This window comes from Mycobacteriales bacterium, assembly GCA_035550055.1.
Lineage (GTDB): Bacteria > Actinomycetota > Actinomycetes > JAFAQI01 > JAFAQI01 > DASZTV01.
The window spans coordinates 1-22,277 of the sequence record DASZRO010000091.1; the positions used below are offsets into that span (position 1 = coordinate 1).

Annotated in this window: 18 protein-coding genes and 1 pseudogene; 6 read left to right on the top strand and 13 right to left on the bottom strand. The window is 70.2% G+C overall.

Translation table 11 applies throughout. The features are described from left to right. Window positions 1-191: 191 nt before the first annotated feature. The 3 genes from VG899_13310 to VG899_13320 form a co-directional block, all read right to left on the bottom strand. Complete coding sequence (locus VG899_13310) at window positions 192-3,035, bottom strand: vitamin B12-dependent ribonucleotide reductase (protein HWA67333.1); 2,844 nt, start codon at window positions 3,033-3,035, stop codon at window positions 192-194. Window positions 3,036-3,057: 22 nt separating this feature from the next. Next, a complete protein-coding gene (gene nrdR / locus VG899_13315) occupies window positions 3,058-3,546 on the bottom strand; it encodes a transcriptional regulator NrdR (protein HWA67334.1) in 489 nt (162 codons plus the stop codon). Window positions 3,547-3,753: 207 nt separating this feature from the next. Beyond that, window positions 3,754-4,068, bottom strand: a complete 315-nt coding sequence (locus VG899_13320; GenBank protein HWA67335.1) for a LysM peptidoglycan-binding domain-containing protein — start codon at window positions 4,066-4,068, stop codon at window positions 3,754-3,756. Between the two features lie 167 nt (window positions 4,069-4,235). On the opposite strand from VG899_13320, the gene lexA reads away from it, so the two are divergent. Further along, the gene (lexA, locus tag VG899_13325; protein ID HWA67336.1) at window positions 4,236-4,925 is read left to right on the top strand and encodes a transcriptional repressor LexA; all 690 of its coding nucleotides are present in this window, start codon (window positions 4,236-4,238) and stop codon (window positions 4,923-4,925) included. Between the two features lie 24 nt (window positions 4,926-4,949). On the opposite strand, the gene VG899_13330 is transcribed toward lexA, so the two are convergent. From VG899_13330 to dapF, 3 genes are read right to left on the bottom strand one after another with little or no spacing between them, the layout of a single operon-like run. After that, on the bottom strand, window positions 4,950-6,275 hold the full coding sequence (locus tag VG899_13330) for a hypothetical protein (protein HWA67337.1): 1,326 nt from the start codon (window positions 6,273-6,275) through the stop codon (window positions 4,950-4,952). Then, the gene (gene hflX, locus VG899_13335; protein HWA67338.1) at window positions 6,272-7,678 is read right to left on the bottom strand and encodes a GTPase HflX; all 1,407 of its coding nucleotides are present in this window, start codon (window positions 7,676-7,678) and stop codon (window positions 6,272-6,274) included. The genes VG899_13330 and hflX overlap by 4 nt, the downstream gene beginning before the upstream one ends. Then, complete coding sequence (gene dapF, locus VG899_13340) at window positions 7,675-8,463, bottom strand: diaminopimelate epimerase (GenBank protein HWA67339.1); 789 nt, start codon at window positions 8,461-8,463, stop codon at window positions 7,675-7,677. Before dapF ends, hflX begins: the two co-directional genes overlap by 4 nt. Before the next feature lie 92 nt (window positions 8,464-8,555). Here dapF and VG899_13345 point away from each other — a divergent pair, with 92 nt between their 5' ends. Continuing rightward, window positions 8,556-10,208, top strand: coding sequence for a hypothetical protein (locus VG899_13345; protein HWA67340.1), 1,653 nt, complete (start codon window positions 8,556-8,558; stop codon window positions 10,206-10,208). 22 nt (window positions 10,209-10,230) lie between these two features. Here the strand turns inward: VG899_13345 and VG899_13350 are convergent, their stop codons facing one another. The 3 genes and pseudogenes from VG899_13350 to miaB all read right to left on the bottom strand — a co-directional run bounded on the left by VG899_13350 (window position 10,231) and on the right by miaB (window position 13,506). Next, window positions 10,231-11,088 (bottom strand): EAL domain-containing protein, encoded by an 858-nt coding sequence (locus VG899_13350; protein ID HWA67341.1) that lies wholly within the window; start codon window positions 11,086-11,088, stop codon window positions 10,231-10,233. A 109-nt stretch (window positions 11,089-11,197) separates the two neighbouring features. Further along, window positions 11,198-12,100, bottom strand: coding sequence for a tRNA (adenosine(37)-N6)-dimethylallyltransferase MiaA (gene miaA / locus VG899_13355; protein ID HWA67342.1), 903 nt, complete (start codon window positions 12,098-12,100; stop codon window positions 11,198-11,200). Window positions 12,101-12,189: 89 nt separating this feature from the next. After that, window positions 12,190-13,506, bottom strand: a pseudogene (gene miaB / locus VG899_13360) (tRNA (N6-isopentenyl adenosine(37)-C2)-methylthiotransferase MiaB). Window positions 13,507-13,542: 36 nt separating this feature from the next. Between miaB and VG899_13365 the strand changes: the two are divergent. Both VG899_13365 and VG899_13370 read left to right on the top strand, forming a co-directional pair. Continuing rightward, complete coding sequence (locus tag VG899_13365) at window positions 13,543-13,890, top strand: VOC family protein (protein HWA67343.1); 348 nt, start codon at window positions 13,543-13,545, stop codon at window positions 13,888-13,890. Continuing rightward, on the top strand, window positions 13,890-14,273 hold the full coding sequence (locus VG899_13370; GenBank protein ID HWA67344.1) for a VOC family protein: 384 nt from the start codon (window positions 13,890-13,892) through the stop codon (window positions 14,271-14,273). Before VG899_13365 ends, VG899_13370 begins: the two co-directional genes overlap by 1 nt. On the opposite strand, the gene VG899_13375 is transcribed toward VG899_13370, so the two are convergent. The 4 genes from VG899_13375 to VG899_13390 all read right to left on the bottom strand — a co-directional run bounded on the left by VG899_13375 (window position 14,270) and on the right by VG899_13390 (window position 17,106). After that, window positions 14,270-15,049 (bottom strand): CPBP family intramembrane glutamic endopeptidase, encoded by a 780-nt coding sequence (locus VG899_13375; GenBank protein ID HWA67345.1) that lies wholly within the window; start codon window positions 15,047-15,049, stop codon window positions 14,270-14,272. The two genes, VG899_13370 and VG899_13375, sit on opposite strands and share 4 nt — an antisense overlap. Before the next feature lie 43 nt (window positions 15,050-15,092). After that, window positions 15,093-15,491, bottom strand: a complete 399-nt coding sequence (locus tag VG899_13380; GenBank protein ID HWA67346.1) for a regulatory protein RecX — start codon at window positions 15,489-15,491, stop codon at window positions 15,093-15,095. 110 nt (window positions 15,492-15,601) lie between these two features. Beyond that, the gene (gene recA / locus VG899_13385) at window positions 15,602-16,693 is read right to left on the bottom strand and encodes a recombinase RecA (protein ID HWA67347.1); all 1,092 of its coding nucleotides are present in this window, start codon (window positions 16,691-16,693) and stop codon (window positions 15,602-15,604) included. A 215-nt stretch (window positions 16,694-16,908) separates the two neighbouring features. Further along, window positions 16,909-17,106: a DUF3046 domain-containing protein gene (locus tag VG899_13390; GenBank protein ID HWA67348.1), complete on the bottom strand. Its 198-nt coding sequence runs from the start codon at window positions 17,104-17,106 to the stop codon at window positions 16,909-16,911. A 31-nt stretch (window positions 17,107-17,137) separates the two neighbouring features. Between VG899_13390 and VG899_13395 the strand changes: the two genes are divergently transcribed. Both VG899_13395 and VG899_13400 read left to right on the top strand, forming a co-directional pair. Then, window positions 17,138-21,478, top strand: coding sequence for a DEAD/DEAH box helicase (locus VG899_13395; GenBank protein ID HWA67349.1), 4,341 nt, complete (start codon window positions 17,138-17,140; stop codon window positions 21,476-21,478). Window positions 21,479-21,487: 9 nt separating this feature from the next. Beyond that, window positions 21,488-22,273, top strand: coding sequence for a DNA-formamidopyrimidine glycosylase family protein (locus VG899_13400; protein HWA67350.1), 786 nt, complete (start codon window positions 21,488-21,490; stop codon window positions 22,271-22,273). The last annotated feature ends 4 nt before the right edge of the window (window positions 22,274-22,277 follow it).

The following is a 22,277-nucleotide window of genomic DNA, read 5'->3' on the forward strand; positions in this document are numbered from 1 at the left end:
AGCACCGTTGGCGGCGCCAAGCGTGCGCTGGGTCAGCCGGTCGAACTCGGCCAGGAATGGATCCATACGTTCCAGCAACATGACTTCACCTCCGTGCTCGGGGCGGGGTGCCGCCCCTGTCTGACGGAGTCAGTGTAAGAAACCTACAACACGGAAGTCAAGTTTTCTGGAGGTCGGGATACATTTCAGCGTCAGCTGCAGCCGGAGGTGCTGCCGCAGCTCTCGCAGACGTAGCAGCTTCCGGCCCGCTTCATCTTGACGCCGCAGGACATGCACAACGGGGCGTCCGCTGAGGCGCCTTGCATCGCCTCGACGAGCTCCATCGACGAGCGGACCTCGATCGGTGCCGGGGCCGCCGGGGCCGCTGCGGCAGCCTCGACGGGAACGCTGTCGCGCAGCGTCTCAGGGTCCACTTCGACGTCGTCACCGACCACCGGGGCTGCCGCGGGCGCGCCGTACGACGTCGCCGCGACCGCCGCGGCCCGCTCCTCGGCGGTGAAGATGCTCAGCTCCTCACGCTTCTCATACGGCAGGTAGTCCAGCGCCAGCCGGCGGAAGATGTAGTCCATCACCGACTGCGCCATGCGGATGTCCGGGTCGTCGGTCAGGCCGGCCGGCTCGAAGCGCATGTTGGTGAACTTCTGGACGTAGGTCTCCAGCGGTACGCCGTACTGCAACGCGATCGAGATCGCGATCGAGAACGCGTCCATCACGCCGGCGAGCGTCGATCCCTGCTTGCCAAGCTTGAGGAACACCTCGCCGAGACCGTCGTCGGGGTAGGAACCGGCGGTCATGTACCCCTCGGCGCCGCCGACCGAGAACGACACGGTCTGGCTCGGACGCTGCCGCGGCAGCCGCTTGCGGACCAGCCGCGGCTCGGCGCCGGTGACGGCCTCCTCGCTCGCCTCGGCCTTCTTGCCTTTCGCGTCGGACAGCGGCTGGCCGACTTTGCAGTTGTCGCGGTAGATCGCGAGCGCCTTCAGCCCGAGCTTCCAGCCCTGGTAGTAGACGTCGGCGACCTCCTCGACCGTGGCCGACTCCGGCATGTTGACCGTCTTGGAGATCGCGCCCGAGATGAACGGCTGCGTCGCGGCCATCATGCGCACGTGGCCCATCGCCGAGATGGCTCGCTCGCCCATCGCGCAGTCGAACACCTCGTAGTGCTCGGGCTTGAGCCCAGGCGCGTCGACCACGTTGCCGTGCTCGGAGATGTGCTCGACGATCGCCTCGATCTGCTCGGCCTGGTAGCCCAGCTTCACCAGCGCCCGCGGCACGGTCTGGTTCACGATCTGCATGGAGCCGCCGCCGACGAGCTTCTTGAACTTGACCAGCGCCAGGTCCGGCTCGATGCCCGTGGTGTCGCAGTCCATCATCAGCCCGATGGTCCCGGTCGGCGCGAGCACCGAAGCCTGCGCGTTGCGCCAGCCGTACTTCTCACCGATCGCGAGACAGTCCTGCCACGCCTTGCTCGCCACGTGCAGCACGCGGGCCGCGTCGGCGTCGACCGGGCGCACGTCGTCGTTGGCCGCGGCGTGCTTGCGCATCACCCGCTTGTGTCCCTCGGCGTTGCGGGCGTAGCCGTCGTAGGCGCCGACCACCCCGGCGATCTCCGCCGAGCGGCGGTACGCCGTACCGGTCATCAGCGAGGTGATCGCGGCGGCCAGCGAGCGGCCGCCGTCGCTGTCGTAGGCGTGACCGGTGGCCATGAGCAGCGCGCCGAGGTTGGCGTAGCCGATGCCGAGCTGGCGGTAGGCGCGGGTCGTGTCGCCGATCGCAGGCGTCGGGAAGTCCGCGAAGCAGATGGAGATGTCCATCGCGGTGATGATGAACTCCACCGCGCGAGCGAAGGTGACCGCGTCGAAGGTGTCGTCGTCGGTCAGGAACTTCATCAGGTTCAGGCTGGCCAGGTTGCAGCTGGAGTTGTCCAGGTGCATGTACTCCGAGCACGGGTTGGACGCGGTGATCCGGCCGGTCTCGGGAGTGGTGTGCCAGTCGTTGATCGTGTCGTCGTACTGGATACCGGGGTCGGCGCACTCCCATGCCGCCCTGGCGATCGAGGCGAACAGGTTCTTGGCGTCGACGGTCTCGATGACCTCGCCGGTGTGGCGCGCCCGCAGCCCGAACTCGCGACCCTCCTCGACCGCCCGCATGAACTCGTCGTTGACCCGCACCGAGTTGTTGGCGTTCTGGTACTGCACGGACACGATGTCCGCACCGCCCAGGTCCATGTCGAAGCCGGCATCGCGCAGCGCACGGATCTTGTGCTCCTCGCGCGCCTTGGTCTCGACGAACTCCTCGATGTCGGGGTGGTCGACGTCGAGGATCACCATCTTCGCGGCGCGCCGCGTCGCGCCACCGGACTTGATCGTCCCGGCGGAGGCGTCGGCGCCGCGCATGAAGCTGACCGGCCCGCTGGCGGTGCCGCCCGAGGACAGCAGCTCCTTGCTGGAGCGGATCCGCGACAGGTTCAGACCCGCGCCTGAGCCGCCCTTGAAGATCAGCCCCTCCTCGCGGTACCAGTTCAGGATCGAGTCCATCGTGTCGTCGACGGCGAGGATGAAGCAGGCGCTCACCTGCTGCGGCGCGGACGTGCCGACGTTGAACCACACGGGCGAGTTGAAGCTGAAGATCTGGTGCACCAGCATGTGGGTGAGCTCGTGGTCGAAGATCTCGGCGTCCTCGGGCGAGGCGAAGTAGCCGAAGTCCTCACCGGCGCGGCGGTAGGTGGACACGACCCGGTCGATGAGCTGGCGAAGGCTCGACTCGCGATCCGGTGACCCGACCGCACCGCGGAAGTACTTCGTTGTCACGATGTTGGCGGCGTTGACCGACCAGAACTCGGGGAACTCCACCCCGCGCTGCTCGAAGTTGACCGTGCCGTCGCGCCAGTTGGTCATGACGACGTCACGGCGCTCCCAGGTGACCTCGTCGTAAGGGTGTACGCCCGGACGCGTGTAGACGCGGTCGAACCGCAGCTTGCGCACCCGCTGCGCTGACCGCTGCCCGTCGGTACGGCCGGTCGTCGTCTCGGTCATGTATGTCCCCTCGTGTCCGTTTTCAGTTCAACGCTTCTGCTGCCGGGATTGATCCCGGATCCGCACTCTGGGAGGCCCTCATCGCGGCGACCTCGATCACGAAGTCGTCCAGGGAGGTGAAGTTGTGGTAGACGCTGGCGAAGCGGATGTAGGCGACCTCGTCGAGCTCGGAGAGCGGCTCGAGGATCGCCAGGCCGATCTCGTGGGCCGGGATCTCCGCCGAACCGCTGGCCCGCACCGTCTCCTCGACGCGCTGGCCGAGCCGGGCGAGGGCGTCCTCGTCGACGGGACGGCCGGAGCACGCCTGCCGTACGCCGGCGATCACCTTGTCCCGGGAGAACGGCTCGGTCGTGCCGGACCGCTTGACCACGAGCAGGCTCGCCGTCTCCAGGGTGGTGAACCGGCGCCCGCACTCCGGGCAGGCCCGGCGCCTGCGGATCGCCGCGCCGTCCTCGGCCTCACGCGAATCGACGACCCGGGAGTCCGGATGACGGCAGAACGGGCAGTGCACCGCCTGTCACCTCCGTCTCCCCCGCCTCGCCGCGGTCCACAGGCTCAGCCGGCCTGTGGAAGCGGTGTTCCACAATTTGTGGGTAAATCACATCCGTGTAACACAAGATGTGGGGTGCGAACGTACGTCGCTGTGACCCAGATCGCAAGCATCCCCGGCGTGTTTCTTTTCCCGGGCGTGTCGCGACGCGGCCGGCACGAAGCTGGCTCAGCCCGCCACCGGCACGAGGAGGCGCTCGCCGGGCTGGACCACCGCACTCGCAAGCCGGTTCATGGCAGTGATCTCGTCCACGACGTCACGCGGATCGGCGTGAGGGGCCACCCGAGCAGCGACCGACCACAGCGTGTCGCCGGCCTCGACGGTGACGGTGCGGTGTGCCACGCGAGCATGGCCGGCGGCCTGGCTCGAGCCGCGGCCGAGGGTGAAGCCGGCGAGCACGAGGCCCACCATCATCACGAGGGTGATCACGACGCGGCCACGGCGGGTGAGCCGGACCGGGGCGGTGCGAGCGGGGGAAGCCATGGAAGAGTCCTCTCGGCGGGGCGACCGCGCTCGATCGGGCCGCGACGGTCTCGCACGTGTGTTCGATCGAACGCATGTACGAGTTGTAACACGCCACTCGGACAAAAATCCACGACACGTTCGAACAGGTGTTTGAATCCCGCGGGACGGGCCTCTATGGTCAGGCCATGGCTAAGTCCCCATCGACCGGCTCGAACGTCAGCGAGATCCCCGACGGGCCGCCCGACGCCTCAGGGCTGACGCCCCGCCAGCACCGGGTGCTCGACGTGATCCGCGACTCCGTGGAACGGCGCGGCTATCCGCCGTCGATGCGGGAGATCGGCGAGGCCGTCGGCCTCACCAGCACGTCGAGCGTGGCCCATCAGCTCGCCACGCTGGAGAAGAAGGGCTTCCTGCGCCGCGACGCCAACCGCCCGCGCGCCGTCGAGGTCAAGTTCCCGGCCGTGCCCGACGACGCGACCGGCGAGGGCGACGACCGGCCGACGCCCGCCTACGTCCCCGTGGTCGGCCACATCGCCGCCGGTGGCCCGATCCTCGCCGAACAGGTCGTTGAGGACGTCTTCCCGCTCCCCCGCCAGCTCGTCGGCGACGGACAGCTGTTCCTGCTTCAGGTCAAGGGTGACTCGATGATCGATGCCGCGATCACCGACGGCGACTGGGTCGTCGTACGCCAGCAGCAAAACGCCGACCCGGGTGACATCGTCGCGGCGCTGCTCGACGACGAGGCCACGGTCAAGACGTTCTCCCGCACCGACGGGCACGTCTGGCTGCTGCCGCAAAACGAGAACTACGCCCCGATCGACGGCGAGCACGCCGTCATCATGGGCCGCGTCACCGCGGTGCTGCGCCGCGTCTGAGCCAGCCGGTTGGCGGCGCCTCCGCTAGCGGAACACCTCGACGCGCTGCGCGGCGCTCGACGCGACGACGTTGCCGTTCGAGGCGAGCAGCACCAACCGGTACGCCGCGCTCGTTCGCGGCCGGATCCGGAAGCTGACCTGGCCGTTGGGGTTGCTCGTCGAAGCCGCGGTCGTGCGCCACGGGGTGTAGCCGTTGGGCCGGCTCTGCAGCGTCACCGACACCGGCTGGCCGTTGGCGTTGCGCACGATGCCGCCAATCTCCAGCAGCTGGCCCGGGCGCACCTGGTAGCGGCCGATGGTCATCAACACGCTCTGCGCCGCGGTGGTGCCGCCGATCCCGGCAAGCGCGACGGTCTTCTGCGTCAGGCCCGAGGTCACCGACAGCACGCCGGGGAAGCGTCCGTTGGCCGGCGGGATGAAGGTGACCGTGAAGGTGCAGGAGCTGCCCGGGGTCACGGCACAGCTGGCCGGCGTGACAGTCCACTCGGCGGCGCCGGCGATCAGCTGCGCGTCGAGGTTGCCCGTCACCGAGCTCGACGTCGCGGTGACGGTCAGCGAAGCGGGCGTGCCGGGCTGGGTCTCGAGGCTGCCGTTGGTCTTGTCCAGCCCGAACGTGCTGGTGCCCACGATCTGGCTCCAGGTCGGCGTCCCGTCAGCCGGGTCAGTCGTGTCGCCACCGACCAGCTCGACCGTGACCGCGCCGTTGCCGCTCGCGGCACCCATCGCGATCGGAGAGTCGTACCCGACGCTGGCTACCCCCGGGTGGCCCGTCCCGAGGATCGTGTGACGGTGCGCCCAGCAACCCGGCAGCCCGGCGCGGGTGCAGTCCCCGTTCGGCGAGCCCGGTCCGTCGTCGTACATCCAGTTGAACATCGCCAGCAGCGACGAGGTGCCGGCAAACCAGTTGCTGCCGGCCGACGTGCCGTCGAACGGGGTGGGAAACGCCGGGTCCTGGCCCGCCGCAGCACCGGCCGCCGCCAGCGCGTCGAGCCGGCTCGACAATGCGGCAACCGGCGCGAGATCACGGTCGACGCGTTCGATGTTGGTCAGCGCGAGCAGCTGCTCGGGCACGCTGAGGGTGTCGAAGTCGTTGGGCAGCACCAGCGGCGCGAGGCCCTCGGAGGCGCGTACCTGGTCGAAGTCGGGAATCGCCACCGACATGCAGCCGTCGAGGTCGGCCTGGCTGCCGTTCAAGCCGGTGCAGCCGGCAACGAAGGAGAAGCTCGGGGCAATGCTCACCGACGGGTCGGAGAGCGCCGCGAAGTGCGGCGTGGCGGCCTGGGCTACGGATCCCAGCGGTGCGAGAGCAGCGATGACGGTGGCGGCAAGCAGACCGGCGCGCAGTTTCATGGCAGTGAGTATGCCGCTACTTCTCCTGCAAGCCAGGCCGGGAGGCGGGCATCGAGCCTGGTGCCGGCTTCGGTGTGGCTGACCGCGGACACCTCGCCGTACTGGTGCACCCGCGACACCACACCACCGGCGTCGAAGGGAACGAGCAGGCTGACCGCCACCTCGGGGTGCGGCAGCAGCTCGGCGATCCGCTGCGACAGCGCCGCGATGCCCTCGCCGCTGCGCACCGACACGACGCAAGCCCCGGGTTCGTCGCGGCAGAGCCGGTCGAGGACGTCGCGGTCCGCCGCATCGGCCTTGTTGACGACGACGAGCTCGGTCACGTCGAGGGCGCCGACCTCGCCGAACACCTCGCGCACCGCCTGAAGCTGCGACGCCGGGTCGGTCTGCGACCCGTCGACCACGTGCAGGATCAGGTCGGCCTCGGCAACCTCTTCGAGTGTCGAGCGAAACGCCTCGACGAGCTGGTGCGGGAGATGACGCACGAAGCCCACGGTGTCCGCCAGCGTGTACTCCCGGCCGTCGGGGGTCTGCGCGCGGCGCACCGTCGGGTCGAGGGTCGCGAACAGCGCGTTGTCGACCAGCACTCCGGCGCCGGTGAGCCGGTTGAGCAACGAGGACTTGCCCGCGTTCGTGTAGCCGGCGATGACGACCGACGGCACCGCGCGTCGTCGCCGCTCCTGCGACTTCACCTCTCGTGCCGTCTTCATCTCGGCGATCTGGCGGCGCAGCTTGGCCGAGCGGGTGCGGATCCGGCGGCGGTCGGTCTCGATCTTGGTCTCACCGGGACCGCGGGTCCCGATTCCGCCGCCGCCTGCGACCCGACCGCCGGCCTGCCGCGACAGCGACTCACCCCACCCGCGCAGCCGCGGCAGCATGTACTCGAGCTGGGCCAGCTCGACCTGCGCCTTGCCCTCCTTGCTGCGGGCGTGCTGGGCGAAGATGTCGAGGATCAGTGCGGTCCGGTCGATCACCTTGACCTTGACGATCTCCTCGAGCTTGCGCAGCTGGCTGGGGGTGAGCTCGCCGTCACAGATCAGCGTGTCGGCGCCGGTCGCGACCACGATCTCGCGCAGCTCCCGCGCCTTGCCGGAGCCGACGTACGTCGCCGCGTCCGGGGTCGAGCGCCGCTGGATCAGTCCCTCCAAAATCTGCGAGCCGGCAGTCTCGGCGAGCCGCGCCAGCTCGGCCAACGAGTCCTCCGCGGACTCGAGCGTCCCGTCGGTCCAGACGCCGATCAGCACGACTCGCTCCAGCCGCAGCTGCCGGTACTCGACCTCGGTGACGTCGGCGAGCTCGGTCGAGATTCCCGGCACACGGCGAAGCGCCCGGCGCTCCTCGAGCTCCAGGTCCGCCAGGTCGTCCGACGACAGGTCGTCAGGCTCGAAAGGTTCGGCCGTCATCCAGACAACAGTCGCGTGTCGATCTCGCCGCTGGCAACCAATATTGCCGGGCCGGCGAGGGTGACGACATGGTCCTCGCGCCAGTTGACCCGCAGCCGTCCCCCGGGCACGTCGACGTCATAGGTCGTCCGGTTGCCACGCACGTCCATCGCCGCGACCGCGGCCACGCAGGCACCGCTGCCGCACGACCGGGTCTCGCCGACGCCTCGTTCGAAGACCCGCATCCGGATGTGGCTGTCCCCGAGCCGCTCGACGAACTCGACGTTCGCGCCGTCAGGGAACGCCGAGGCCGGATCGATGACGGGCGCCGTCGACAGATCGAGCGAGTCGAGCGGACCGGCGTCGAGGGCCACCACGTGCGGGTTCCCGATCCCCCAGCCATAGCCCGGCCAGGCCGTGCCGGAGACACTCACCTTCGCATCCGGCAGTCGCTTCGGGCTTCCCATCTCGACGGTGATGTCACCGCCGTCGGTTGGCACCGCGACCCGGCAGGCGCCAGCCCGCGTCTGCACCTCGAACGTCCCCGGCTCTTCGAGACCGGCTCCCACGAGGTAGCGGGCGAAGACGCGGATCCCGTTCCCGCAGATCTCCGCGATCGACCCGTCCGCGTTGCGGTAGTCCATGAAGTACGCCCTACCTTCGCGTCGTACCGCGAGGACCCCGTCGCCGCCGAGCCCCGCACGCCGATCACACAGTGCCTGAACCAGCTCGACGGACAGCTGCTCGGGAGGTTCCGGAAGCAGCACGAAGTCGTTCTCCGTGCCGTGTCCCTTGACGAACCTCATGACACGAGGCTACGGCGCGAGATCACGCAGGCGCGAACGTCCGACACCTGACACACTCGGCGGCAAGCGCCACTTCTTCGGGGGGAGTTGTCATGCGTCCGCGTCTGATCGTCATGGTCGCCACCGCCGCACTCGGCCTCGGTTGCCTCGTCCCTGCGGCCGGCGCCGCATCTGCCCAGGCCGTGGCAGCAGTGCCCCTCGGCGGGCTCATTGCGATCGGCGACCTGTCGACCGATGCCACCTCGTCCTACCACGGCTGGAACTGGGCCAACCCCGACCCGGTCTACCTCTACGACGACAGCGGCGAGCTGGAGGTGGTCAGGTATGACGGGACCCACGACGCCCTCACGATCGACGGCTATGACCCGGTCACGCTGCAGCCTGTCGGTGCGGCCCACACCGTCTCACTAGACGGCTGGCCTGACTGGGGCGGCTTCTACGCCGGCCCCGACGGCTACTTCTACGTCCTGGTCGGGCAAGAGAACCCCGACGAGGACGACAACCTCGATGTGGTCGCCGTGCGCCGCTATGACCAGTCGTGGAACCTGGTCGGCACGGCGTACGTCAAGGGAAGCGCGACGCAGGGCTCGGTGAAGGGCATCTACAGCCCCTTCGCCGCAGGCGCGGCACACATGGTGCTCGACGGCAACCTCCTGGTCGTCCACATGGGAAGGACGATCTACGCCGTGCAGGGCGTGCACCACCAGGTCAACCTCACCTTCCAGGTGGACGTCACCACGATGACGGCCACGACGTTCGACGAGCTCGGCGACGTGTCGTACAGCAGCCATTCCTTCCAGCAGCTCGTCGCGATGAACGGATCCGACCTGGTGATGGTCGATCACGGCGATGCGTATCCACGCGAGATCCAGCTCGGCGTCATGGCCGGCTTCCCGAGCCAGCGCGCCGTCACCGACTACGACCTGTTCGACTTCAATGGCGCGGAGGGCGACAACTTCACCGGCGCGTCCGTCACGAGCCTGATCAGCGGCCCGCAGGGTGTCGTGGTCCTCGGCAACTCCATCCCGCAACCGGATGCCCCGAGCGGCCCGCAAGGCAGCGATACTCAGATGCGCAACGCGTTCGCGATCGCCGCCGATCCGACGACCGGCTCTCACCACGTCGAGTGGCTGACCAACTTCGACGCCGACGGCACGACAACCGCGTCAGAGCTTCGCAGCGTGCAGGTGGGCACCGACCGGTACGCCGTTCTGTACGGCGTAAGCAGCGCTACGAGCTACCAGCTCGTCTACCAGCTGCTCGACTCCTCCGGTGCCGTCCTCGCCTCCACGACGTTCCCCGGCGTCTTCTACTCGACGATCTGCGACCCGGTGCTCATCGGCCACACCGCGTACTGGGTCGGCGACGAGCCTGGCGCCGGCGACGACGCGCCCGGGTACCTCTATGGGCTGGACGTGTCCGACCCGTCACATCCGGTGCTTGCCGACACCGAGCGCACGATCACGCCGACGCCCGGAACCTTCACACTGCGTCACGCGCCACGCCTCGGCGGTGTCTTCAGCCGCGGGAGCGAGGTGTGGGTGCGCGGGCTGCGGTGGGCGCCAACGCCTGCGACGACCGTCTACCACTGGTATCGCAACGGGCGGCTCATCCCCGGCGCACACGGCGGCGAGTACCGGCTTCGAGCCGCCGACGTCGGCGCGGCGCTGCGCGCGACGGTGACGGTCAGCAAGCCCGGCTATGACACCGCGACGGCATCGACGCCGCCCCGAACGGCGCGCTGATCTGCCCTGAACGAGGACCGGGTCACCCGACGGCCTTCGGGCACCCGACCGGCTGGCGCTGCTGCGGGGCGCACCATCCCGAACCGTTCGCGAGCATGAGTCGGGCATCCTCGCCACCTTGCGGCCCACTGAACAGGTAACCGCTGGCGCGGTCGGCGCCGAGCTCGCACAGCCGGGCGCCTTCGCTCCAGCTCTCCACCGAGTCGGCAACGACCCGCAGTCCGTGAGCGTGAGCGAGTGCGACGACCGCGGAGACGATGCCGTCCTGCGCGAGGTCGGCCCCGGCACCACGCACGAAGGCTCGATCGAGCTTCACCGCTTCGACCGGAAGGTCGCCCATCGTGGCGAGCCCGCCGTACCAGCTGCGTACGTCGGCGATGGACAGCGCGACACCGACGCGGCGCAGGCCCGCCAGCAACGCCGGGGTGTGCACGCTCCCCATCGACAACGTGTCCTCGCCGATCTCGAGACCGAGGGTGTCGGGGGCCAGCTCCTGGGCGGCGACGAGCGCGGCGACTCGCTCGATAGCGTCGACCTCGAGCAGCAGGCCGGCGCTGACCGGCACCCACATCTTGCGTGGAGCGGTCGAAGCGTGCGGGAGGTGGCGCCAGCGGCCGAGCTCGGCGGCAGCGGCCTCGAGCAGCATCCAGCCGAGTGAGTTGGCAAGCCCGCTGCGTTCGGCGGTCGGCAGATACTCCGACGGCCAGAGCAGACCGCGGCGCGGGTGCTCCCAGCGCAGGACGGCCGCCATGCCGGTGACCGCTCCGGTGTTCAGGTCGATCTCGGGCAGGTAGTGCACGACGAACTGATGCTCGGCGATCCCGTGTGCCAGGGCCGCGGCCATGTCGAGGTCTGAGTGGGTCGTCGTCGCGGTCGCCATGATCACTCCCGATGTCCGAAAAATCCCGCTATCGCGCTTCGCCAAATATCGGCGGATTCGGCCGACGCGACCATGGCCCGTTGTGATCATTTCCGGTTGGCCGACGTGATCAGCCGGTGAGGATGCGGACAGCCTCGGTCAGTGGGTCGGTGGCGGTCGGGTCGAGCCAGACGATGCGCGGGTCGCGGCGAAACCACGACCGCTGCCGGCGTACGAAGCGACGGGTCGCTCGCACGGTGTCTGCGCGCGCGACGCTTTCGGTCATCCGGCCGTCGATCACCGCGAGCAGCTGTGCGTAGCCCAGCGCCCGGGACGCGGTCACGCCGGACCTCAGCCCTTGCGTGTCGAGGCGGCGGACTTCGGCTTCGAAGCCGTGGGCGTACATCGCGTCGACGCGTTGCGCCAGCCGCGCGTCGAGGAGGCCGGTCGACATGTCCAGGCCGATCTGCACGGCGTCGTAGAGCTGTCCGTCGTACGACGGAAGCGCCGCGGTGAACGGCCGGCCGGTGATGGCGATCACCTCGAGGGCCCGCACGATCTTGCGGCCGTTCAGCGGCGAGAGCGCCGCAGCCGTCGCGGGGTCCGCCTGCGCAAGTCGCTCGTGCAACCGTTGCGGCCCGAGGTCGGCCAGCTCGGCTTCCAGACCGGCGCGGGTGTGCGGATCGGTGCCGGGGAACTCGATGGGGTCGAGCACGGCACGCAGGTACAGCCCGCTGCCGCCGACCAGGACCGGTGTGACACCGCGGGCGAGCAACGACTCGATGCAGGCACGCGCGCGGGTCTGGTAGTCGGCGACGCTTGCGGTCTGCGTCACGTCCCAGATGTCGAGCAGGTGGTGGGCTACGCCGCCGCGTTCGTCCTCGGTGAGCTTCGCCGTACCGACGTCCATCCCCCGGTAGAGCTGCATCGAGTCGGCGTTGATCACCTCACCACCGAGCCGTTGCGCCAGGGCGACACCCAGCGCGGACTTGCCGGTCGCCGTCGGCCCGACGACCGCGACGACTCTCGCCATCAGCGGGCGAGGCCTGGCATGCCGAGCATGGTCACGGTCGGCTGATGGGCGGCAACGACCTTCTTCGTGCGGCGTACGCCGATGACGCGGTCGGCGACCAGGTGGTGCGGAGCGGCGTGGGTGACCTCGGCGGTGACGAAGTCGCCGGGATCGGCGTCGCAGTCGGCGACGTGGACGAGGCGGTTGTCCCGCGCTCGCCCCGACAGGCGTTGCGTCGCGCTGTCCTTGCGTCCTTCCCCGGGCGCGATCAGCACCTCGACCTCGCTGCCGACCAACGCCTGGTTGCCCTGCCACGCCACGTCCTCGACCGCCGCGACGAGGCGCTCGTACCGGTCGGCGACGACGTCGGCGGGCACCTGGTCCGGCATGGTCGCGGCGGGCGTCCCGGGACGGACTGAGTACTGGAAAGTGAAGGCGCCGGCGAAACGCGCGGCGTGTACGACGTCCAGGGTCGCCGCGAAGTCCTGCTCGGTCTCGCCGGGGAAGCCTACGATGATGTCCGTCGTGATGGCGGCGTCCGGCATCGCCGTACGCACCCGGTCGATGATCCCGAGATAGCGGTCAGCCCGGTAGGAGCGTCGCATGGCGGTGAGCACCCGGTCGCTGCCGGACTGCAACGGCATGTGCAGGCTGGGCATCACGTTCGGCGTCTCGGCCATCGCGGTGATCACGTCGTCGGTGAAGTCACGCGGGTGCGGCGAGGTGAAGCGCACCCGTTCCAGCCCGTCGATCCCGCCACAGGCCCGAAGCAGCTTCCCGAAGGCCTGCCGGTCGCCGAACTCCACGCCGTAGGAGTTGACGTTCTGCCCGAGCAGGGTGACCTCGAGAACGCCGTCCGCGACGAGCGCGGCGATCTCGGCGAGCACGTCGCCCGGGCGGCGGTCGCGTTCCTTGCCTCGCAGCGACGGCACGATGCAGAACGTGCACGTGTTGTTGCAGCCCACGCTGATCGACACCCACGCGCGATGCGGCGACTCACGCCGGGTCGGCAACGTCGACGGGAACACCTCGAGGGCTTCGAGCAGCTCCACCTGGGACTCCCGCTCGACACGGGCGCGCTCGAGCAGCACCGGCAGGGCGCCGACGTTGTGCGTGCCGAACACCACGTCCACCCACGGCGCGCGTTCGACGATCGTGCCGCGGTCCTTCTGCGCCAGACACCCGCCCACCGCGATCTGCATGCCAGGACGCGCTGCCTTGACCGGCGCGAGGTGGCCGAGGTTGCCGTACAGCCGGTTGTCCGCGTTCTCTCGTACGGCGCAGGTGTTGAACACGACCACGTCCGCGGTCTGGCCGTCGGCGGCCTTCTCGTAGCCCGCCGCCTCGAGCAGTCCGGAGATCCGCTCGGAGTCGTGGACGTTCATCTGGCAGCCGTACGTCCGCACCTCATAGGTCCGCGCCGACACGCGTAAAGACTACGGGGGCATGGCAGGCTGCCAGGCGTGACCAATCCGCGACTGCACGGCATCGTGATCGACGTCCCGTCGGCCGACCAGGCCCGCGCGGTGGAGTTCTGGGCCGCGGCCCTCGGGTGCGAGCCGGAGGTGAGCGCGAGCTATCCCGAGTACGCCCAGTTCGAAGCCGCGGCGCCCGGTTGCTACGTGCTGGTCCAGGCCACCGGCAACGACACCGCGCGCATCCATCTCGACTTCGCCACCGACGACCGTGACGGCGAGATCGATCGGCTGGTCCGCGCCGGAGCAAGCGAGCTGACCCGCGAGCACAAGTGGGCGGTGATGGCCGACCCGGCCGGTCACCCGTTCTGCCTGTGCCCGGTGACCGGCTGCTGATGGCGCACCGCAGCCGGCTGTGCGCGGCCTACGTCGACGTACCGCGAGAGCACTTCGACGACGCGGTCCGGTTCTATTCGCAGCTGCTGGGATGTGAGCCGACCCGCGACGACGGCGATCCCGACTACGTCGCGTTCGCCACACCCGCAGCGGCGGTCGCGCCGATGCTGCAGGCGGTCGGCGACCCCGAACCGCGGGTGCACCTGGACATCGAAACGGACGACGTCGAGGCCGAGGTGGCCCGGCTGAGCGTCCTCGGCGCGACCGTCGTCGCCCGGATCCGCACCTGGGTCGTGATGCGCGACCCGGTCGGCAACCCGTTCTGCGTCATCAGGGTGCAGGACCGCGAGTCGTTCGAGGCCCACGCCCGAACCTGGGACTAGCCGTTCGGCGTCGGCAGCCAGGACACATGGCCGGCGAGCTCGGCGTAGCCGACGAATGCGACCGCGTCCATCAGGGTATGCGCGATCAGCAGCGGCATCACCCGGCCCCACCGTTGGTAGAGCCGCCCGAAGATCAGACCCATGACCGCGTTGCCCGCGAACCCGCCCAGACCCTGGTAGAGGTGATAGCTGCCGCGCAGCAGCGCACTCGTGATTAGCGCCTTGTTGTCCGACCAGCCGAGCTGGCGCAACCGGTGCAACAGATACCCGGCGACCAGCACTTCTTCCAGCGCCGCGTTCTGCAGAGCGGAGAGCAGCAGCACCGGGATCCGCCACCACACGACCGGCAGCGACTCGGCGACGACGGTCAGATCGACCCCGGCCGCATGGGTGGCGAGATAGAGGCCGAGTCCGGCTCCCCCCACCACCGCCGCCAACCCGGCGCCACGAACCAGATCGGAGCCGACGCGCGACAGGTCGATCCCGAGCATCGCCGGACGCTCCGCGGAGCGGGTCAGGAAGTGGATGACCAGAAAGACCGGTACGACGCCGACGATCAGCGAGTCGAGCTGGAGGAACAGGTCGAACCATGGCCTGCCGGGCGCCTGACTGGAGTTGAGCGAAGCGACCTGCGAGGTCAGCGACTGGCCGCTGGAGACATCGGCGATCAGGTCGATCGCAGCCCGTACGCCGGCCGCGCCCAGCGAGAGCGCGAACACCAGCCAGAGCTCGGTGACCAGCCAACGGCGCGGCAGTGCGGGGGCCGCTTCGGTCACTCGACGCAGAGTATCGGCACCGCCATGGCCGCCGGACGACCTTCTAGGACCCCGAGACGGCACTCGCTTCGCGTAGCTCCTCGCTCACCACTCGGTAGGCGAGGCCGGCGCCGAATCCCTTGCGGCCCAGCATGGCGACCAGCCGGCGGGTGGCGACGTCGCCGGACAACCCGCGCATCGACGCCAGCCTGCGCCGTACCAGCGCCCGCGCGGCTGCCACCTCGTCGTCGGAGGAGACCTCTGCCAGCGCCTCGGCGGCGAGCTCGTCGGCAATCCCCTTGCGGCGAAGCTCCGCGGCGAGCGCGCGACGACCGAGGCCGCGTCCGTGGTGGCGCGAGTCGACCCAGGCGTGGGCGTACGCCGCGTCGTCGATCAGCCCGACGTCGGTGAAGCGGTCGAGCACGCGGTGCGCGACCTCTTCCGGCACGTTGCGCCGGGCCATCGCGGCTGCCAGCTCCGCTCGAGTTCGGGGTGCGTGCTCGAGCAGGCGCAACGCGATCGTCCGGGCGACCGACTCCGGATCAGGCTCCGGGTCGGTCGCCGGGTCCTGGCTCAGAACTCGACCGGCTCGGGAACGCTGACCGACGTCAGGTCGATCGGCGCATCGATGTCCACGGCTTCGCCGGGCGCGTCAGCCGGAGCGTCGACCCGCGCGCCGATGCCGAGCTTCTCCTTGATCTTCTTCTCGATCTCGTCGGCGAGGTCGGGGTTGTCCCGCAGGAAGCCGCGCGCGTTCTCCTTGCCCTGACCGAGCTGGTCGGACTCGTAGGTGAACCAGGCGCCGGACTTGCGGACGATGCCTTGGTCGACCCCGATGTCGATGAGACTGCCTTCGCGGCTGATGCCTTCGCCCCACATGATGTCGAACTCGGCCTGCTTGAACGGCGGCGCGACCTTGTTCTTCACCACCTTGACCCGGGTGCGGCTGCCGACGGCGTCCTGACCGTCCTTGAGGGTCTCGATGCGACGGACGTCGAGCCGTACCGAGGCGTAGAACTTCAGCGCCTTGCCACCGGTCGTCGTCTCGGGCGAACCGAAGAACACGCCGATCTTCTCGCGAAGCTGGTTGATGAAGATGGCGGTAGTGCCACTGGTCGCCAGTGCACCGGTGATCTTGCGCAGCGCCTGGCTCATGAGACGGGCCTGCAGGCCGACGTGCGAGTCACCCATCTCGCCTTCGATCTCCGCCTTGGGCACGAGTGCCGCGACGGAGTCGATGACGAGGATGTCGATCGCGCCGGAGCGGATCAGCATGTCCGCGATCTCGAGCGCCTGCTCGCCGGTGTCGGGCTGGGAGACCAGCAGCTCGTCGATGTCGACGCCGAGCGCCTTGGCGTACTCCGGATCAAGGGCGTGCTCCGCGTCGATGAAGGCCGCGATGCCGCCGGCCCGCTGCGCGTTGGCGACGGCGTGCAGCGCCACCGTCGTCTTGCCCGAGGACTCCGGGCCGTAGATCTCGACGATCCGGCCGCGCGGCAGCCCGCCGATGCCGAGCGCCACGTCCAGCGAGATCGCCCCGGTGGGGATCACGTCGATCGGGGCTCGGGTCTCGTCCCCCAGCCGCATGACGGCGCCCTTGCCGTGCTGCTTCTCGATCTGGCCGAGCGCCGTCTCCAGCGCCTTGTCGCGGTCGAAGCCTGCCATGGGGTTGCCTCTCTGTTGCTCTCGATGTTGCTCTCGATCTGGAGCTCGATGTCGCTCTCGATCTGCTGCTCGATCAACTGCGAGCGAACCTACGAACCGGCTCCGACGATTTCGCCGAGGCGAGCAGGTCTGTGGACGACCGCGTGACAAGGACCATCATGCGAACAAGTGTTCGAAACGTCCAGCGCGACACGCCGGTGCGACGCGTGATCGCGTCAGTGACGAACCGCCAGCGGCAGCTCGAAGTGCTCGCAGACCGCCAGCCAGACCTGCTTGGGGTCGACCCCGGCGTCGAGGGCGTCGACCGCGTTGCGCTCGCCGAGGCTGCGGATGACCTGGTCACGCGCGACCGCGTCGGCGTACGCCGGTCCGAACTGCTCGCGCATCCGGTCCCAGAACTCCGTCACCCGCACGACTGTCACCGTACGCGGCAACAATGACGGGGTGAGCGGGCTGGCAGGCTTCGGTACGGCGACGCGGGAATGGTTCGCGGCGTCGTTCGAGGCGGCGACCCCTGCGCAGACGGGGGCGTGGGAAGCCATCTCGACCGGCGGCCATGCGCTGGTGATCGCCCCGACCGGCTCCGGCAAGACGCTCGCCGCCTTCCTGTCGGCGCTGGACCGGCTGACCGCATCGCCGGTGCCCGCGGCCGCCGCACAGCGTTGTCGGGTCGTCTACATCAGCCCGCTGAAGGCGCTGGCGGTCGACGTGGAGCGCAACCTGCGCGCGCCGCTGGCCGGAATCCGGCAGGCCGCGGAGCGGATCGGCACGCCGGCCAGTGACGTGCGCATCGCGATGCGCACCGGCGACACGCCCGGTGAGGACCGGCGGGCGTTCGCGAAGCATTCCGCGGACATCCTCATCACGACGCCGGAGTCGTTGTACCTGCTGTTGACCAGTCAGGCGCGCGAGATGCTCGGCAACGTCGACACCGTCATCGTCGACGAGGTACACGCCCTCGCCGGCACCAAGCGAGGGGCGCACCTGGCGCTTTCCCTCGAACGCCTCGACGCCCGCCTCGCCGCACCCGCGCAGCGGATCGGGCTGTCCGCGACGGTGCGGCCGGTCGAAGAGGTGGCCGCCTTCCTGGCCGGCGGGCGCCGGGTGACGGTCGTGCAGCCGCCCGCCGACAAGACGATCGGGGTCGACGTCGTCGTACCGGTCGAGGACATGACCGACCCGGGCACCGACACCGCGAGCATCTGGCCCGCCGTCGACGGGCGCATCGCGGACCTGATCGAGTCGCACCGGTCGACCATCGTGTTCACCAACGCCCGGCGCCTCGCCGAGCGGTTGACCACCCATCTCAACGAGCTGGCCGTCGAGCGCGGCGGCGAGGCGGCCATCGCGCGCGCCCACCACGGAAGCGTCAGCCACGAGCAGCGCGCCGTGACCGAGGAGGCGCTCAAACGCGGCGACCTGCCCTGCGTCGTCGCGACGTCGAGCCTCGAGCTCGGGATCGACATGGGGGCGGTCGACCTGGTCGTCCAGGTCGGCTCACCACCGTCAGTCGCCAGCGGCCTGCAGCGGATCGGTCGCGCGGGGCACCAGGTCGGCGCGGCGAGCCGAGGCGTGATGTTCCCGAAGCATCGTGGCGACCTGGTGGCGAGTGCGGTGACGGCGCAACGCATCCAGACCGGCGCGATCGAGGCGATCGCGATGCCCCGCAACCCGCTCGACGTCCTCGCTCAGCAGATCGTCGCGATGCTGGCGATGGACGACTGGTCGGTCCCCGACGTCGGCGACCTGGTACGCCGGGCGGCGCCGTTCACCGGGCTGCCGGACTCCGCGCTGTTCGCGACGCTGGACATGCTGGCCGGCCGCTACCCGAGCGACGAGTTCGCCGAGCTGCGGCCCCGCATCGTGTGGGATCGCACCACGGACCAGCTGACCGGACGCCCGGGTGCGCAGCGGCTCGCGGTGACCAGCGGCGGGACCATTCCCGACCGCGGACTGTTCGGGGTCTACCTCGCGGGTTCCGCCGGGCGGGTCGGCGAGCTCGACGAGGAGATGGTGTACGAGTCGCGGGTCGGCGAGGTGTTCACCCTCGGCTCGTCGAGCTGGCGGATCGACGACATCACCCACGACCGGGTGATCGTCTCGCCGGCTCCGGGCCAGCCGGGCAAGATGCCGTTCTGGCACGGCGACTCGATCGGCCGGCCACTCGAGCTCGGCCGCGCGATGGGTGAGTTCGTCCGCGAGCTGCACCGCGCCGGACCGGCGACCGCCCGCCAACGGCTCGCCGACATCGGCTTCGACGAGTGGGGCGCCGACAACACGCTGCGTTACCTCGACGAGCAGCGTGCCGCGACCGGACATCTGCCTGATGACCGCACCATCGTCGTCGAGCGGTTTCGCGACGAGCTCGGCGACTGGCGGGTCGTCGTGCACTCCCCGTTCGGCGCGCAGGTCCATGCGCCGTGGGCGCTTGCGCTCGGCTGTGTGCTGCGCGAACGCACCGGGATTGACGTACAGGTGATGCACGCCGACGACGGAATCGTCATCCGGCTCCCCGACACCGACGAGCCGCCGCCCCCCGACCTCGCCCTGCTCGACCCCGATGACGTCGAGGCGATCGTGACCCGCGAGCTGGGTGGCTCGGCGCTGTTCGCCTCACGGTTTCGGGAGTGTGCCGCTCGGTCGCTGCTGCTGCCGACCCGCGCCCCCGGCAAGCGCAGCCCGCTGTGGCAGCAGCGGCAGCGATCGGCACAGCTGCTCGGCGTGGCGGCGAGGTACGGCGAGTTCCCGGTCGTGCTCGAAACGATGCGCGAGTGCCTGCAGGACGTCTTCGACCTTCCTGGTCTGGTCTCGCTGCTGCGCGAGGTCGCCGGCCGCGCTATTCGGGTCGTCGATGTCGAGACCTCGCAGCCCTCGCCGTACGCCCGCACCCTGCTGTTCGACTACGTGGGCGCCTTCATGTACGAAGGCGACCAGCCGCTGGCGGAGCGCCGGGCCGCCGCGCTCGCGCTCGACACGACCCTGCTGGCCGAGCTGTTGGGCACCGCCGAGCTGCGCGAGCTGCTCGACGCTGATGCCGTCGCTGAGGTGGAGGCCGAGCTGGCCTGGCTCACGCCGACGCGCCGCATCGTCGACGATGAAGGCGTCGCCGACGCGCTGCGAGTCCTCGGCGACCTGACCACGGACGAGCTCGTCCGGCGTGGTGCGGCGCCGGCCATGCTCGCGGACCTGGAGGACCGGCGCCGGGCGCTGCGGGTGCGGATCGCCGGCGAGGAGCGATGGCTCGCGATCGAGGACGCGGCGCGCGTGCGCGACGCGCTCGGCGTTCCACTGCCGGTCGGCCTGCCGGAGGCGTTCACCGAGCCGGTCGCGGAACCGCTCACTGACCTGCTGGCGCGTTACGCGCGACGCCACGGCCCGTTCCACACCGACGAGGTCGCCACCCGGTTCGGGCTGGGGCGCGCCGTGGTCGACGCGGAGCTGTCCCGGCTGCTTGCGGTCGGACGACTGGTTCGCGGCGAGTTCCGGCCCGGCGGGGTGGGGTCGGAGTGGTGCGATCCGGACGTCCTGCGCACCCTGCGCCGCCGCTCCATGGCAAAGCTGCGAGGCGAGATCGAGGCAGTGCCGCAGCCGGCGTTCGCCCGGTTCCTGCCGGCGTGGCAGGGGGTGGGTGCGCACTCGGGCCGCGGGCTGGATGCGCTGGTGCGAGCGGTCGAGCAGCTCGGCGGGGTGGCGGTGCCGGCATCGGCGCTCGAGCCCGTCATCCTGGCCTCCCGGGTCAGCGACTACACCCCGGCGATGCTCGACGAGCTCACCGCCCGCGGTGACGTGGTGTGGGCCGGCCAGGGCGGGCTGCCCGGCGGGGACGGTTGGGTCAGCCTCGCACTCGCCGAGACCGCACCGCTGCTGCTGCCGATCCCCGACGACGATGCGATCGGCGACGACGCGCGCCAGGTTCTCGACGCGCTCGCGGCCGGCGGCGCGATGTTCTTCCGCGACATCGCGGCGCGGTTGCCCGACCTCGACCACAAGACGCTGACCACGGCGCTGTGGGATCTCGTCTGGAGCGGCCACGCGACCAATGACACCCTCGCCCCGTTGCGCGCCGCGCTCGGCGGTCAGCCCGCACGCCGGGTCAGCAGCCGGACGGTGCGCACCCGCCGCGCCGCGCCTCGGCCGGCCGTGCCCACCGCCGTCGGACGCTGGTCGCTGCTGGCGCCGCGCGACACGGACCCGACCAGGCGCGGCCACGCGCTCGCCGAGGCCCTGCTCGACCGCCACGGCATCGTCACCCGCGGCGCGGTCGTCGCGGAGCGAACCGCGGGCGGCTTCGCGGCGGCCTACCCCGTCCTGAAAGCGTTCGAGGAGACCGGCCGCTGCCGGCGCGGCTATTTCGTCGAAGGCCTCGGCGGCGCGCAGTTCGCCATCCCCGCTGCGGTCGACCGGATGCGCAGCCTCGGGGCCGGCGCAGCGCTGGTGCTGGCGGCCACAGATCCCGCCAACGCCTACGGCGCCGCTCTGCGCTGGCCGGACCACGACGGCGGTCATCGCCCCGGGCGCAAGGCCGGTGCTCTCGTCGTCCTGGTCGACGGCGAGCTGTGCCTGTACGTCGAACGCGGCGGCAAGTCGCTGCTGTCGTGGTCGGACGACCCGGCAGTGATCCAGCCTGGTGCCGACGCGCTCGCCCTCGCGGTTCGCGACGGCATGCTCGGCAAGCTCGCCGTCGAACGCGCCGACGGGTCCGCGGTGCTCGACACCCCGCTCGCCGAAGCGTTGCAGTCTGCGGGCTTTCGGCCCACGCCGCGCGGCTTGCGGCTTCGGTCCTGACGGCGCCGGATGCCCGAGGGAGACACCGTCTGGCGCGCGGCGAAACGTCTGCGTGACGCGCTCGCCGGACAGGTGTTGACCATCAGCGACTTCCGGACTCCACGGCTGGCCACCCGTGACCTCACCGGCCGGCGGGTGGTCGAGGTGGTGTCGCGCGGCAAGCATCTGCTCACCCGGGTCGAGGGTGGTCTCACCCTGCACACCCACTTCGAGATGGACGGCACGTGGCGGGTCTTCGCCGCGCACGAACGCTGGACGGGTGGGCCGGGGCACGAGATCCGGGTGGTGCTCGGCACTGCGCGACACACCGCAGTCGGCTATCGCATCCCGGTGATCGACCTCATCGAGACGGCGAGCGAGGCGGACGTCGTCGGCCACCTCGGACCCGACCTGCTCGATCCCGGCTTCGACGCCGAGGAGGGGATCCGCCGGCTGCTGACGACTCCTGAGGCGGCGATCGCCGACGCGCTGCTCGACCAGCGCAACCTTGCGGGCATCGGCAACGTCTACAAGTCCGAGGTCCTCTTCCTGTCCGGCGTCGACCCGTGGACGCCGACGTCAGCGGTGCCGGACCTGGCCAAGATGGTCGACCTCGCCCGAAGGCTGATGGTCGCCAACCGGGACCGGGAGCCGCGGATCACCACCGGCGTACGTCGACGGGGCGAGCAGACCTGGGTCTACGGGCGCGGCGGGCAACCCTGCCGGCGCTGCGGCACCGCGATCAGGCGGCGGATGCAGGGCGGCGAGCCCACCCGCGAGCGCGTGACGTTCTGGTGCCCGCAGTGCCAGCGCTGAGCTG

Bases quoted from the DNA above. Each gene is read 5' to 3' on its own strand.
- VG899_13400 (HWA67350.1), top strand. From the start codon at position 21,488: ATGCCCGAGGGAGACACCGTCTGGCGCGCGGCGAAACGTCTGCGTGAC.
- VG899_13350 (HWA67341.1), bottom strand. From the start codon at position 11,088: ATGGCGACCGCGACGACGACCCACTCAGACCTCGACATGGCCGCGGCC.
- dapF (HWA67339.1), bottom strand. From the start codon at position 8,463: ATGAGGTTCGTCAAGGGACACGGCACGGAGAACGACTTCGTGCTGCTT.
- VG899_13320 (HWA67335.1), bottom strand. From the start codon at position 4,068: ATGGCTTCCCCCGCTCGCACCGCCCCGGTCCGGCTCACCCGCCGTGGC.
- VG899_13330 (HWA67337.1), bottom strand. From the start codon at position 6,275: ATGAAACTGCGCGCCGGTCTGCTTGCCGCCACCGTCATCGCTGCTCTC.
- lexA (HWA67336.1), top strand. From the start codon at position 4,236: ATGGCTAAGTCCCCATCGACCGGCTCGAACGTCAGCGAGATCCCCGAC.
- miaA (HWA67342.1), bottom strand. From the start codon at position 12,100: ATGGCGAGAGTCGTCGCGGTCGTCGGGCCGACGGCGACCGGCAAGTCC.
- VG899_13370 (HWA67344.1), top strand. From the start codon at position 13,890: ATGGCGCACCGCAGCCGGCTGTGCGCGGCCTACGTCGACGTACCGCGA.
- hflX (HWA67338.1), bottom strand. From the start codon at position 7,678: ATGACGGCCGAACCTTTCGAGCCTGACGACCTGTCGTCGGACGACCTG.
- recA (HWA67347.1), bottom strand. From the start codon at position 16,693: ATGGCAGGCTTCGACCGCGACAAGGCGCTGGAGACGGCGCTCGGCCAG.
- VG899_13345 (HWA67340.1), top strand. From the start codon at position 8,556: ATGCGTCCGCGTCTGATCGTCATGGTCGCCACCGCCGCACTCGGCCTC.
- VG899_13310 (HWA67333.1), bottom strand. From the start codon at position 3,035: ATGACCGAGACGACGACCGGCCGTACCGACGGGCAGCGGTCAGCGCAG.
- VG899_13380 (HWA67346.1), bottom strand. From the start codon at position 15,491: ATGGCCCGGCGCAACGTGCCGGAAGAGGTCGCGCACCGCGTGCTCGAC.